Annotated in this window: 12 protein-coding genes; 6 read left to right on the top strand and 6 right to left on the bottom strand. The window is 61.7% G+C overall.

The window, feature by feature from the left end:
- Positions 1-78: 78 nt before the first annotated feature.
- The 5 genes from ACQY47_RS25750 to ACQY47_RS25730 form a co-directional block, all read right to left on the bottom strand.
- Entirely contained in the window at positions 79-1,227 is a 1,149-nt protein-coding gene (locus ACQY47_RS25750) for an HlyD family secretion protein (protein ID WP_428553002.1), read from the bottom strand.
- Positions 1,224-2,870 (bottom strand): MFS transporter, encoded by a 1,647-nt coding sequence (locus tag ACQY47_RS25745; RefSeq protein ID WP_017136435.1) that lies wholly within the window; start codon positions 2,868-2,870, stop codon positions 1,224-1,226. The genes ACQY47_RS25750 and ACQY47_RS25745 overlap by 4 nt, the downstream gene beginning before the upstream one ends.
- A 663-nt stretch (positions 2,871-3,533) precedes the next feature.
- Positions 3,534-4,340 carry a sulfite exporter TauE/SafE family protein gene (locus ACQY47_RS25740; RefSeq protein ID WP_428552999.1) on the bottom strand — a complete coding sequence of 269 codons (807 nt, stop codon included), beginning with the start codon at positions 4,338-4,340 and terminating at the stop codon, positions 3,534-3,536.
- Positions 4,341-5,585: an NAD(P)/FAD-dependent oxidoreductase gene (locus ACQY47_RS25735; RefSeq protein ID WP_170040872.1), complete on the bottom strand. Its 1,245-nt coding sequence runs from the start codon at positions 5,583-5,585 to the stop codon at positions 4,341-4,343. It abuts the gene before it with no gap.
- Between the two features lie 51 nt (positions 5,586-5,636).
- Positions 5,637-5,972 carry an ArsR/SmtB family transcription factor gene (locus ACQY47_RS25730; RefSeq protein WP_017136253.1) on the bottom strand — a complete coding sequence of 112 codons (336 nt, stop codon included), beginning with the start codon at positions 5,970-5,972 and terminating at the stop codon, positions 5,637-5,639.
- Between the two features lie 94 nt (positions 5,973-6,066).
- Here ACQY47_RS25730 and ACQY47_RS25725 point away from each other — a divergent pair, with 94 nt between their 5' ends.
- Positions 6,067-6,930 (top strand): MBL fold metallo-hydrolase, encoded by an 864-nt coding sequence (locus ACQY47_RS25725; RefSeq protein ID WP_428552995.1) that lies wholly within the window; start codon positions 6,067-6,069, stop codon positions 6,928-6,930.
- Between the two features lie 121 nt (positions 6,931-7,051).
- Here ACQY47_RS25725 and bkdR read toward each other — a convergent pair whose 3' ends face one another.
- On the bottom strand, positions 7,052-7,540 hold the full coding sequence (gene bkdR / locus ACQY47_RS25720; RefSeq protein ID WP_017136255.1) for a Bkd operon transcriptional regulator BkdR: 489 nt from the start codon (positions 7,538-7,540) through the stop codon (positions 7,052-7,054).
- A 195-nt stretch (positions 7,541-7,735) separates the two neighbouring features.
- Here bkdR and ACQY47_RS25715 point away from each other — a divergent pair, with 195 nt between their 5' ends.
- From ACQY47_RS25715 to ACQY47_RS25695, 5 genes are all read left to right on the top strand, one after another.
- On the top strand, positions 7,736-8,971 hold the full coding sequence (locus ACQY47_RS25715) for a 3-methyl-2-oxobutanoate dehydrogenase (2-methylpropanoyl-transferring) subunit alpha (protein ID WP_017136256.1): 1,236 nt from the start codon (positions 7,736-7,738) through the stop codon (positions 8,969-8,971).
- Position 8,972: 1 nt separating this feature from the next.
- Positions 8,973-10,031, top strand: a complete 1,059-nt coding sequence (locus ACQY47_RS25710; RefSeq protein ID WP_138450567.1) for an alpha-ketoacid dehydrogenase subunit beta — start codon at positions 8,973-8,975, stop codon at positions 10,029-10,031.
- On the top strand, positions 10,032-11,291 hold the full coding sequence (locus ACQY47_RS25705; RefSeq protein WP_428552990.1) for a dihydrolipoamide acetyltransferase family protein: 1,260 nt from the start codon (positions 10,032-10,034) through the stop codon (positions 11,289-11,291).
- Positions 11,292-11,294: 3 nt separating this feature from the next.
- Positions 11,295-12,674 (top strand): dihydrolipoyl dehydrogenase, encoded by a 1,380-nt coding sequence (lpdA, locus tag ACQY47_RS25700; protein ID WP_428552987.1) that lies wholly within the window; start codon positions 11,295-11,297, stop codon positions 12,672-12,674.
- Positions 12,675-12,898: 224 nt separating this feature from the next.
- A complete protein-coding gene (locus ACQY47_RS25695; protein WP_017136260.1) occupies positions 12,899-13,918 on the top strand; it encodes a branched-chain amino acid aminotransferase in 1,020 nt (339 codons plus the stop codon).
- Positions 13,919-13,949: the final 31 nt, after the last annotated feature.

Raw genomic sequence — 13,949 nt, 5'->3', positions numbered from 1 at the left:
TGTGTCAGCCTGCACACCTGGACCTGACAAACCGCTATCGCAGGCAAGCCAGCTCCCACATTTTTGATCCGCATGGTGTCAAGGCGGGCTGTTTTTCAGGCGCCCCGCCGTGTCGATACTCACCACCACCGACAACCCCGGCCGCAGGCGCTCGCTCTCGGCCTGATCCGGGTCCACCGTAATCCGCACCGGCACCCGCTGCGCGATCTTCACAAAGTTGCCGGTGGCGTTATCCGCCTGCAACAGGCTGAACTCCGAGCCGGTCGCCGGGGACACATGCTGCACCGTGCCGTGAAACTTGCGGTGGTTGAGCGCGTCCACGGTGAACGTCACCGGCTGGCCGACCTGCACATTGTCCATCTGGGTTTCTTTCATATTGGCGATCACCCACAACTGCGGCGGCACCAGCGCCATCAACTGCGCGCCGGAGTTGACGTAGGCGCCCAGGCGCACACCGATCTGCCCCAGCTGGCCGTCACGCGGCGCAGTGATGCGGGTGTTGGACAGGTCGATACGCGCCAGCTCCACGGCCGCATCGGCACTGGCCACCGCCGCTTCGAGGGAACCACGATTGACGATCACGGTTTGCAGGTCCTGGCGGGCGATTTCCAGGTTGGCCTGGGCCTGGGCCACCGCCGCGACGGTCTGCGCATTCGCGGCGCGGGTCACGTCCAACTCGCGCTTGGACACTGAACCATCGCTGATCAACTCTTCATTGCGGCGCAAGTCGGCGGTGCTTTTGCGCGCCTGGGCCTGGCTGTCCACCAGCGCGGCCTGGCGCAGTTTGATGGTGGCTTCGGCGCTGTTGCGCTGCTGCACCACATTGGCCAAGGAGGCTTTCTGCACCGCCAACTGTGCCAGCGCCTGATCAAGACGCTGCTTGTAGATGCGGTCATCCAGGCGCACCAGCAGGTCGCCGGCCTTGACGTACTGGAAGTCCTGCACCGGCACTTCATACACGTAGCCACTCAGTTGCGGGCCGATAATCGTCACTTGGCCGCGCACCAGGGCGTTCTCGGTGGTTTCCACCGCACTGCTGAAGGGTGGCAATTGCCAGGCATAAAGCACGATCAACACACCGACGATGGCAATCGCGGCAAAACCCAGCGATGAGATGATGCGCACTCGCAGCGAGCGCGGCTCCGTGACGGTCGAGCCCGGTGGTGGCGTGCCTTCCGGAATGGAGGCGATGGCGTTGGTCGTGGTCGTGGTGGTGGTTTCGGTCATGAAGTAACGCCGCTGGGTTGAACGGGAGGGGCTGCTGCTTTGGTGGTACTCATCAGCCACAGGCTGCGGGTGAAGATCCAGAGCATGGTGAGGATCGCGATGATCGCGATCAGCATGAATACGTCGTTGTAGGCCATCACATTCGCCTCACGCGTGGCCGCCGTGGCCAGGCTGCGAATGCCCATGAGGTTGCGCAGTTCCGGGTCGGCGATCACGCCGCCATAGGCCGAGCCGCCGCTCTGCACCCGTGCCGCCACGCGTGGGTCCAGCAGGGTCAGGTGTTCGACGATCATGCTGGAGTGGTATTTCTCGCGCACGATCTGAAACGTGCCCAGCAACGCCGCGCCAATCAGGCCGCCGAGGTTCTGGCAGATGCCGAACATCACCGAGAAGCTCACCAGGTTGCGCGGGTTGGTCAATACGTTTTTTGTGCCCAGCACCATGGTTGGCCCCAGGAAGAATGTGCCGCCAAAGCCTAGCAGGAACTGGCTGATATACAGGTTTTGCGGGCGGGTCAGGTTGCTGGAGAAACTGTCCATCACGGAGCCGGTGGCCATCAACGCCAGGGAGATGATCAACGGCATCAGCAGGTGCGCCGGGTTGATCGTCAGCGCGCTGACCACCAGCCCGGCAATCGCCCCGGCCAGCATCACCACGTAGAGGGTGTGCATCTGCTGGTAGCTCATGTTCAGCATCTGCATAAAGCCCACCGCACCGGTGGACTGCTCGGACAGCACCATGCGAATCAGCACCACCGCCAGCGCCAGGCGAATCATCGCCCCGCTGCCGAGCCAGCGCGTCATCAACATGGGGTTGGCGCGGTTATGCTCAATGGCCAGGCCGGCCATGATCAACACCAGCGAACAGGCCGAGGCCACGCCGATCCAGGGCGCTTCCAGCCACCAGTCGATACGCCCCAACGACAGCACCGCACAGAGCAACGCCACGCCGCTGGCGAGAATGGCAAAGGTGAGGAAGTCGAGTTTTTCAAAGGTTTTGAAACGGTCGCCGGGCGGCAGTTTGAGCATGAATACGCAGCCCAGGCAGATCAGCGCCATGCCCAGCTCGAACAGGTACAGCCCGCGCCATTCGGCAATTTGCAGCAAGTCTTCAGAGAACAAGCGCGCCAGTGGCAGCGCCAACTGCGCGGTGCCCAAGCCCAGCACCAGAGCTTTGAGCCGCCACTTGGCGGGGAACGCCTGGATCATGTAGTACAAGCCCAACGAACTCAGCGCCGCACCGACCATGCCGTGAGCCGCCCGCACTGCAATCGCCGAACTCAAGTCGTTGACGAACAAATGGCCGAAGGTCACCAGCGCATACAGCACCAGGAACACCTCGGTAAACGCGCGCAGGCCGAACTGCTGACGAAACTTCACCAGCAGCAGGTTCATGCACACGTTGGTCATCACATAGGCGGCCGGCAGCCAGGCCATTTCTGCGGTGGTGGCACCCAGTGCGCCTTGCAGATATTGCAGGTTGGCGATCACCAGGGCGTTGCCGAGCCCGCCGGTAATTGCCACCAGGATCCCGACCAACGCGAACAGCCAGCGCTTGTGCGTAGGGTGCAACGGCGTCGACGGCGAGCCGGGCAGGCTCGGCCGCTCGTGGGGTTGCCAGGTGTGGGGGGTGTATTTATCCATCGCATGACCTTGATGAGCCGACGTGCAAGGTCGGTAAATCCGTTACTCAGGGACCAGTAAACCTGAGAGGCGTTCATCTTGCCATGTCTCGTGCGGGCACGGTCAAAACTGTGGGAGCTGGCTTGCCTGCGATACAGACACCTCGGTGTGTCAGGTACACCGAGTTGATGCCATCGCAGGCAAGCCAGCTCCCACATTAGACCGAGTATGGCTCTGCTGTTGCTGTTGCTGTTGCTGTTGCTGTTGCTGTTGCTGTTGCTGTTGCTCCGGCCCTTACATCCTTTTCGATGACGAAGTCAGCGGTCTTTTGATCTGCGCTTTTGATCTTGATCTGAAATCGCCCCGTCAAACACGATGGCCGGAATTCGACAGGGATTTGGGGGGTAAACCGGCAGGGATGCCGGTTTAGCCGCGCTGGGCCAAGGATGGCCCATCGCGGCGGCCCCCCAAATCACTGGCGGATTGCGGGCATGCCGAGCCATAGCGAGGCACCGAGTGTTGGGGCGAAGACCTTTTGGTTACTTTTGTGTCTTTACAAAAGTGACCCGCCGTAAGGGCGGAACCCTAAGCAGCCGTTACCGCAGCAACGAATATGTACACCACCCAAAGACCGCCATCGCAGGCAAGCCAGCTCCCACAGTTGGAATGTATTGCACATTCAGATCAGAGCGCAGCCTTGACCAGCATCCCCGCAGCCACCACCACACACAGACTGGCAAAGCCCACCTGCAAGGTGCGCGCGGGCATTATCGAACACAAACGCCGACCAGCCAACATGCCGACAATACTCGCACCGATAAACACCCAGCCCATCGGCTCAATGCTCACACCGGCCTGCATCGACCCAGCCACGCCGATCAGCGAAATCAGGCTGATCACCATCAAAGAGGTGGCGACAATCCCGCGCATCTGCACATCGGTCAGTTGCTTGAACGCCGGCACGATCAGGAAACCACCGCCCACGCCAAGCAAGCCCGATACCGCGCCAGTTACCGCACCCAACGCGGCCAGAGTGGCACTGCATTTGGCAGTCCAGGCCAGGCGCCCGGTCTGCTGGTTGAGCATGCAGTTTTTCTGGCCCCAGGACGCGGCGCCATGGTCGCTTGGCCCGGCCTCGACCTTTTCGCGTTGCAACATGCGCCACGCCACCAGCACCATCAAGGCGCTGAACAGGCCCATCAGCAGGTGTTCGGGCAACTGGTGCGCAATAAACACACCCAGTGGCGAAAACAGCGCACCGAGCAAGGCGATCAATAACGCGGCGCGGTAACGCACCAGGCCATGGCGCAACCCGTCAATGGCGCCGACCGCCGCCGCTGCGCCCACGGCGAGCAACGACACCGGCGCCGCCTGGGTCATGGTCAAGCCCAGCCCCAGCACCAACGCCGGCACCCCGAGGATGCCACCGCCCGCGCCGGTCAGGCCCATGACCAGGCCCATCAATAAACCCAACAGACTTGCCAGCAGCATTTAATCCACCTTGCTCAGGCGGGTCAGCCACTCGCGGCCCTTGAGCATGCCGTTCCAGTAGAACCACGGCAGCAGCGTGGCCTTGAGGAACCACATCGAGCGACGTGCCTGGGTCGGGTCCAGCGGGAAGGTCGGCAACAGCTTGCCGCCATAGCCGAACTCGGCCAGCACCACCTTGCCCTTCTCCACCGTCAATGGGCAGGAACCATAGCCGTCGTACTTGAGCGGCAGCGGTGCCTGTTTGCGCAGGGCCAGCAGGTTTTCGGCCACCACCACGATCTGCTTGCGCACGGCGGCTGCGGTCTTGGCGTTGGTGGTGCCGCACACATCGCCGAGGCCGAAGATGTGCGGGTAGCGTAGGTGTTGCAGGCTGTGCGGGTTCACTTCGCACCAACCGGCGGGGTCTGCCAACGGGCTCTGGCGGATAAAATCCGGGGCCACTTGCGGCGGGACCACGTGCAACAGGTCGAAGGATTTTTCTTCGACGGTGGCCTTGCCTTCGGCGTCTTTGACTTCAAACCAGGCTTTGCGCGCCGGGCCATCGACCTTGACCAGGTTAGCGTTGAACGCCAGGCGGGCGTTGTATTTCTCCACGTACTTCATCAATGGCGGCACAAAGGTCGCCACGCCAAACAGCGCGGCGCCGGCCAGGTTGAATTCGACGTCGATGTTTTTCAGGTTACCCTGCTTGAGCCAGTGATCGCAGGACAGGTACATGGCTTTTTGCGGCGCGCCTGCACATTTGATCGGCATGGCCGGCTGGGTAAAGATCGCCTTGCCGCCTTGCAACTGCTGCACAAGCTGCCAAGTGTAGGCGGCGTGCTCGTAGCTGTAGTTTGAGGTCACACCGTTCTGGCCAAGGGTCTGTTCCAGTCCGTCGATTTTTTCCCAGGCCAGGCGCAGGCCGGGGCACACGATCAGGTTGTTCCAGCTCACGCGCTGGCCGTTGTCGAGCACCAGGGTTTGCTCGTCGGGCAGCAACTCGGCGACAGCGGCCTGCACCCAGGCGACGCCATTGGGCAGTACGTCGGCCAACGGCCGTCGGGTCTTTTTCAGGTCGTAGGCGCCGCCACCGACCAGCGTCCAGGCCGGCTGATAGCAGTGGTAGTCGTTAGGTTCGATCAGGGTGATGTTCAGCTGCGGGTCGCGTTTGAGCAGGCTGGCCAGCAGGCCGATGCCCGCCGAGCCGCCGCCGATGACTACGATGTCGCCACTGATGGTCGGTCCCCAGTGTTGCTCGGTCATGGTCTTTTGCCTTTTATCGTCAATGCACACAAGGGTCGCTGCCGTATGGCGTCACGCCCAGCTTTTTATGACCGCGCCGCAGTACAAGCCGGACAAGGTCTTCATCACTTGAATCACTTCGTGGCTGGCCAGCCCGTAGAAAATGTATTTACCTTCCCGACGGGTGGCGACCAACCCTTCGTCACGCAAAATGCCCAACTGTTGTGACAGTGTGGGCTGACGCACGCCGGTCATGGTTTCCAGCTCGCCGACGTTGCGCTCGCCCTGGGTCAACTGGCACAGGATCAACAGGCGGTCCTCATTGGCCAGTGCCTTGAGCAAGGAGCACGCCTTGGACGCCGATGCGCGCAACTGGGCGACTTCGCCCTCACTCAGAGTAGATTCCATTTGCCTCGGGTCCTTTATGTCACTTAAGCTCAAAACATTATGTGTAAACGCAAACTGATTGTAACCACTTTTTTCGCTTCCGGGGACCGCCGCCATGCCAGCGTTGATTCAAGCCTTTCTGGACGAGGCATCGTCGACCTTCACCTACGTCATTTATGAACACGATGGCGGCCCGTGCGCCATCGCCGATTCGGTACTCAATTACGACCCCGCGTCCGGGCGCACGGATACCGCCCAGGCCGATAAAGTCATCGCGTTCGTGCGTGAGCACGGCTTGCAGGTGCAGTGGCTGCTGGAAACCCATGCGCATGCCGATCACTTGTCCGCTGCGCCTTACCTGCGCCGCACGCTCGGCGGCAAAATCGCCATCGGCCAATCCATCAGTAAGGTCCAGGACGTCTTCAAGCGCCTGTTCAACCTGGAGCCGGAATTCCGCGTCGATGGCTCGCAGTTCGACCACCTGTTTGCGCCGGATGAAATCTTTCATATCGGCAACTTGAAGGCCCAGGCGCTGCATGTGCCTGGCCACACCCCGGCCGACATGGCGTACCTGATCGACGGTCGTTTGATTCTGGTAGGCGACACGCTGTTCATGCCGGATGTAGGCACCGCGCGTTGCGACTTCCCTGGTGGTGACGCGCGACAGTTGTATGCGTCGATGCGCAAGCTGCTGGCCTTTCCATTGGAGACTGAACTGTACGTGTGCCATGACTACCCGCCTGAAAGCCGCGAGGCCAAGTGCCTGACCACGGTCGCCGAGCAGCGCGCGGGCAATATTCATGTGCATGACGGGGTGGATGAGGCGGCGTTTGTAGAGATGCGCACCCAGCGTGATGCCGGGTTGGGAATGCCGACGCTATTGCTGCCGGCGATTCAGGTAAATGTGCGCGCGGGGAATATGCCGCCGGCGGAAGCAAACGGGGTGACGTATCTGAAGATTCCGCTTAACCAACTGTAAAAAGCGCCGATTCCTTTGTGGGAGCTGGCTTGCCTGCGATAGCGATGCATCAGTAACCCGTGTGTCAACTGGCCCACCGCTATCGCAGGCAAGCCAGCTCCCACAATTGTCCTGTGTTGTGTCAGGAACCCAGGCTGATGCCATTAGCCGGCAACGGCAGCGCGGTCTTGTAGCGCACCTGCTTGAGCGCAAAGCTCGAGCGAATATTGGCCACGCCCGGCACCTTGGTCAGAAAGTCCATCATGAAACGCTCCAGCGACTGGATCGTCGGCACCAGCACCCGGATCAGATAATCCGGGTCGCCCGCCATCAGGTAACACTCCATCACTTCCGGCCGGTCAGAAATCGCGCCTTCGAACTGCTGCAATGCCAGTTCATTCTGCTTTTCCAGGCTCACATGAATGAACACATTCACGTGCAGCCCCAGCAGATCGGCGTCCAGCAACGTGACCTGATCACGGATAAGCCCCAACTCCTCCATGGCCTTCACCCGGTTAAAGCATGGCGTGGGCGACAGGTTGACCGAACGGGCCAGGTCGGCGTTGGTAATGCGGGCGTTCTCCTGCAGGGCATTGAGAATGCCGATATCGGTACGGTCCAGTTTGCGCATGAGACAAAATCACCTGTTTATTATGTTTATGCAGTTTTTTTATCCGCAAATGGTCTTGAGCGCAATGAAACACAGATAAATATTCTTCTACGCCACGCCTATGATGTTTGTAGGACAAGATTTCTCCTATCCGGAGACTGACTGTCAGCTAGCGCGCCCACTACAAGAAATTCACAAGATCGAGCGTAGAAAGCCATGAACCAGCCGTATGCACCACTGCGCCTGCACGTTCCCGAACCCTCGGGCCGCCCAGGCTGCAAGACCGACTTTACCTACCTGCGCCTGACTGACGCAGGTACGGTGCGCAAACCCGCCATCGACGTAGAACCCGCCGACACCGCTGACCTGGCCAAGGGCCTGATCCGCGTGCTTGACGACCAGGGCCAGGCTCTTGGCCCGTGGGCTGAAGGGGTATCCGCCGAGATCATGCGTAAAGGCATGCGCGCCATGCTCAAGACGCGCATCTTCGACAACCGCATGGTGGTCGCCCAGCGTCAGAAAAAAATGTCGTTCTACATGCAAAGCCTTGGCGAAGAAGCCATCGGCAGCGCCCAGGCCCTGGCCTTGAATATCGACGACATGTGCTTCCCCACCTATCGCCAGCAAAGCATCCTGATGGCCCGCGAAGTGCCGCTGGTGGACCTGATCTGCCAACTGCTGTCCAACGAGCGCGACCCGCTCAAGGGCCGTCAGTTGCCGATCATGTACTCGGTCAAGGATGCCGGGTTCTTCACCATTTCCGGCAACCTCGCCACCCAATTCGTGCAAGGCGTGGGCTGGGGCATGGCCTCGGCGATCAAGGGCGACACCAAGATTGCCTCGGCCTGGATCGGCGACGGTGCCACTGCCGAATCGGACTTCCACACCGCCCTCACCTTCGCCCACGTGTACCGCGCGCCGGTGATTCTCAACGTGGTCAACAACCAGTGGGCCATCTCCACCTTCCAGGCTATCGCCGGCGGTGAAGCCACCACCTTCGCCGGACGCGGCGTGGGTTGCGGCATCGCCTCCCTGCGTGTGGACGGCAACGACTTTATCGCCGTGTATGCAGCGTCTGCCTGGGCCGCCGAGCGGGCGCGCCGCAACCTTGGGCCAACCCTCATCGAGTGGGTCACCTACCGCGCCGGCCCGCACTCCACCTCGGACGATCCGTCCAAATACCGCCCAGCCGATGACTGGAGCCACTTCCCGCTCGGCGACCCTATCGCGCGCCTCAAGCAGCACCTGATCAAGATTGGCCAGTGGTCCGAAGAAGAGCACACGGCAGTCAGTGCCGAGCTTGAGGCCGAAGTGGTCAAGGCGCAGAAAGAAGCCGAACAGTACGGCACCCTGGCCGGCGGCCAGATTCCAAGCGCCGCGACCATGTTCGAAGACGTTTATAAAGAGATGCCGGAGCACTTGAAGCGCCAGCGTCAAGAGTTGGGGGTCTGACATGAACGATCACAACAACAGCATCGAATTGGAAACCGCCATGACCACCACCACCATGACCATGATCCAGGCCCTGCGCTCGGCTATGGATGTGATGCTTGAGCGTGACGATAACGTGGTGGTGTTCGGCCAGGACGTCGGCTACTTCGGCGGCGTGTTCCGTTGCACCGAAGGTTTGCAGAACAAGTACGGCAGCTCGCGGGTGTTTGACGCGCCGATCTCCGAAAGCGGCATCGTCGGCGTTGCCGTGGGCATGGGCGCGTATGGTCTGCGCCCGGTCGCCGAGATTCAATTCGCTGACTACGTGTACCCGGCCACCGACCAGATCATCTCCGAAGCCGCCCGCCTGCGTTATCGCTCGGCCGGCCAGTTCACCGCACCCTTGACCATGCGCATGCCGTGCGGCGGCGGCATCTACGGCGGCCAGACCCATAGCCAGAGTATTGAAGCGGTGTTCACCCAGGTCTGCGGCCTGCGCACGGTGATGCCGTCCAACCCGTATGACGCCAAGGGCCTGTTGATCGCCTCGATCGAAAACGACGACCCGGTGATCTTCCTCGAGCCTAAGCGCCTGTACAACGGCCCGTTCGATGGCCATCACGATCGCCCGGTCACACCCTGGTCCAAACACCCGCAAGCGCAAGTGCCGGACGGTTACTACACCGTGCCGCTGGACGTGGCCGCCATCGTGCGTCCGGGCTCGGCGGTGACGGTGCTGACCTACGGCACCACCGTATACGTGTCGCAAGTCGCCGCCGAAGAAACCGGCATCGACGCCGAGGTCATCGACCTGCGCAGCCTGTGGCCGCTGGACCTGGAAACCATCGTCAACTCGGTGAAAAAGACCGGCCGTTGCGTGGTGGTGCATGAAGCCACCCGCACCTGCGGCTTTGGTGCCGAACTGGTGTCGCTGGTGCAAGAGCATTGCTTCCATCACCTGGAAGCGCCGATCGAACGCGTCACCGGTTGGGACACGCCCTACCCGCACGCGCAAGAGTGGGCGTATTTCCCAGGGCCGTCCCGCGTGGGCGCGGCGTTGAAACGGGTCATGGAGGTCTGAATGGGCACGCACGTTATCAAGATGCCGGACATTGGCGAAGGCATTGCAGAAGTTGAACTGTCGGTATGGCATGTAAAAGTCGGCGACCTGGTGGTTGAAGACCAGGTGCTGGCGGATGTGATGACCGACAAGGCGATGGTGGACATTCCCTCGCCGGTGCACGGCAAAGTGATTTCTCTGGGCGGCGAGCCCGGCGAAGTGATGGCGGTGGGCAGTATTTTGATCAGCATTGAAGTCGAAGGCGCCGGGAATGCCAAGGATGCGCCGGTGGTGGCTGAGCCGGTGAAAGCTGCGCCAGCGCCAGTGGTTGAAGCCAAGCCTGCGCCTGTGGCCGAAGCAAAGCCAACCGCCAAACCCGCTGCGGCACCGGTTGCGCGTGACGCAAACGAACGCCCGTTGGCTTCGCCTGCCGTGCGCAAACACGCGCTGGATGCCGGCATTCAGCTGCGTCTGGTGCAGGGCAGCGGCCCGGCGGGTCGGGTGCTGCACGAAGATCTGGACGCTTACCTGCAACAAGGTGCAACCCAGGCTTCGGCAACCGCCAACCCTTACGCCGAACGCAATAGCGAAGAACAGATCCCGGTGATCGGCATGCGCCGCAAGATCGCCCAGCGCATGCAGGACGCCACCCGCCGCGCCGCGCATTTCAGCTACGTGGAAGAAATCGACGTCACGGCGCTGGACGAGCTGCGCGTGCACCTTAATGAGAAGCACGGCGCCACCCGCGGCAAGCTGACCTTGCTGCCGTTTATCGTGCGCGCCATGGTCGTGGCGTTGCGCGACTTCCCGCAGATCAACGCACGCTACGACGACGAAGCCCAAGTCATCACCCGCCTGGGCGCGGTGCACGTGGGCGTCGCCACCCAAAGCGACGTGGGCCTGATGGTGCCGGTGGTACGTCACGCCGAAGCCCGCAGCCTGTGGGGCAATGCCGAGGAAATTGCGCGTTTGGCCAGCGCCGCGCGCAATGGCAAGGCCAGTCGCGATGAACTGTCGGGCTCGACCATCACCCTGACCAGCCTCGGCGCGTTGGGCGGCATTGTCAGCACGCCGGTGCTGAACCTGCCGGAAGTCGCCATTGTCGGCGTCAACCGCATCGTCGAACGGCCCATGGTGGTCAAAGGCCAGATCGTGGTGCGCAAGATGATGAACCTCTCCAGCTCCTTCGATCACCGTGTGGTCGACGGCATGGACGCGGCGCAATTCATCCAGGCCATTCGTGGCCTGCTCGAACAACCCGCCAGCCTGTTTTTGGAGTAAGGCATGCCTCAGACATTGAACACCACGCTGCTGATTATCGGCGGCGGCCCCGGCGGTTATGTGGCGGCGATCCGCGCCGGCCAGCTGGGCATCCCGACCATTCTGGTCGAGGGCCAGGCGCTCGGCGGCACGTGCCTGAACATCGGCTGCATTCCCTCCAAAGCCTTGATCCACGTGGCCGAGCAGTTCCAGCAAACCGTGCACCACAGCCAGGGTTCGCAGTTGGGTATTGAAGTGGATGTGCCTACCCTGGACATCCGCAAGAGCGTGGAATGGAAAGACGGCATTGTTGATCGCCTGAACACCGGCGTGGCCGCCTTGCTCAAGAAGCATAAAGTGCAGGTGATCCACGGCTGGGCCAAGGTGGTGGACGGCAAGACCGTCGACGTCGGCGACCAGCGCATTCAGTGCGAGCACCTGCTGCTGGCCACCGGCTCGAAAAGCGTCAACCTGCCGATGCTGCCGATTGGCGGGCCGATCATCTCGTCAACCGAAGCACTGGCGCCGACCCGCGTGCCCAAGCGCCTGATTGTGGTGGGCGGCGGCTATATCGGCCTGGAGCTGGGCATTGCCTATCGCAAGCTCGGCGCCGAGGTCAGTGTGGTCGAGGCACAGGAGCGTATCCTGCCGGCCTACGATGGCGAACTGACGCTGCCGGTGGCCGAATCGCTCAAGCAGTTGGGGGTCAAGCTGTACCTCAGCCACAGCGTCACCGGTTTCGAAAACAACAGCCTGCAGGTACGTGACCCGAACGGCGACACGCTGTCGCTGCAAACCGATCAGGTGCTGGTGGCCGTGGGCCGCAAACCCAACACCCAGGGCTGGAACCTCGAAGCGCTGAACCTGGCGATGAACGGCGCGGCGATCAAGATCGACAACCGTTGCCAGACCAGCATGCGCAATGTGTACGCCATCGGCGACCTGAGCGGTGAGCCGATGCTGGCGCACCGGGCCATGGCCCAGGGCGAGATGGTCGCCGAACTGATCAGCGGCAAACACCGCGAATTCAACCCGGCCGCCATCCCGGCGGTGTGCTTCACCGACCCGGAACTGGTGGTGGTCGGCAAGACCCCGGACGAAGCCAAGGCGGCCGGCCTGGACTGCATCGTGTCGAGCTTCCCGTTTGCGGCCAATGGCCGGGCGATGACCCTGGAGTCTAAAATCGGCTTTGTGCGCGTGGTCGCGCGGCGTGACAACCACCTGATTGTCGGCTGGCAGGCGGTGGGGGTTGGTGTGTCCGAGCTGTCTACGGCCTTTGGCCTGTGCCTGGAGATGGGTTCGCGCCTGGAAGATGTGGCGGGCACGATCCATGCGCATCCGACCCTCGGCGAAGCGGTTCAGGAAGCGGCTTTAAGAGCATTGGGCCACGCGCTGCACCTGTAAAACCGGGGTGAGGCCATCGCAGGCAAGCCAGCTCCCACAGGGCAATGTATTCCAAATGTGGGAGCTGGCTTGCCTGCGATAGCGGTGTATCAGCCAATACACACGCTCAATGGTCCGCCCACCTGCTCCCACACCGGCCAAGAATGAAGTATTGTTGCGCCCATCCAGTAAAAAACCGACAAGCCTGCCTTCGACCAGGCGGTTGACCAGAGATAGAGGGTGTCATGGGTAACGAAAGCATCAATTGGGACAAGCTGGGTTTTGACTACATCAAGACCGACAAACGGTTTCTCCAAACCTGGAAAAACGGCGAGTGGCAAGCGGGCACCCTGACCGACGACAACGTGCTGCACATCAGCGAGGGCTCGACCGCCCTGCACTATGGCCAGCAGTGCTTTGAAGGCCTCAAGGCCTACCGCTGCAAGGACGGCTCGATCAACCTGTTCCGTCCGGATCAGAACGCCGCCCGTATGCAACGCAGCTGCGCACGCTTGCTGATGCCGCATGTGACCACCGAAGACTTCATCGAAGCCTGCAAACAAGTGGTCAAGGCCAACGAGCGGTTCATCCCGCCGTACGGCAGTGGCGGCGCGCTGTACCTGCGCCCGTTCGTGATCGGCACCGGTGAAAACATCGGCGTACGTAGCGCACCGGAATTTATCTTCTCGGTATTCGCCATCCCGGTCGGCGCCTACTTCAAGGGCGGCCTGGTGCCCCACAACTTCCAGATCTCCACGTTCGACCGCGCCGCGCCACAAGGCACCGGCGCTGCCAAGGTCGGTGGCAACTACGCCGCCAGCCTGATGCCGGGCGCTGAAGCAAGGAAATCCGGTTTCGCCGACGCGATCTACCTGGACCCGATGACCCACTCGAAAATCGAGGAAGTCGGTTCGGCCAACTTCTTTGGTATCACCCGCGACAACCAGTTCATCACGCCGAAGTCGCCTTCGGTGCTGCCAGGCATCACCCGCCTGTCGCTGATCGAACTGGCCGAGACCCGCCTGGGCCTGAAAGTGGTCGAGGGCGACGTGTTCATCGACAAACTGGACCAGTTCAAGGAAGCCGGCGCCTGCGGCACCGCTGCCGTGATCTCGCCAATCGGCGGCATCCAGTACGACGGCAAGCTGCACGTGTTCCACAGCGAAACCGAAGTGGGCCCGATCACCCAGGCGCTCTACAAAGAACTGACCGGCGTGCAGACCGGCGACGTTGAAGCGCCAGAGGGTTGGATCGTCAAGGTCTAACCCCAAAAAACGCAAAACCCAATGTGGGAGT

Origin of the sequence: Pseudomonas edaphica (assembly GCF_965277385.1) — a bacterium.
In the GTDB taxonomy this organism is placed as follows: Bacteria; Pseudomonadota; Gammaproteobacteria; order Pseudomonadales; family Pseudomonadaceae; genus Aquipseudomonas; species Aquipseudomonas edaphica.
The sequence above is the reverse complement of the archived record's forward strand: the minus strand, read 5'-3'. Positions and strand labels throughout refer to the sequence as shown.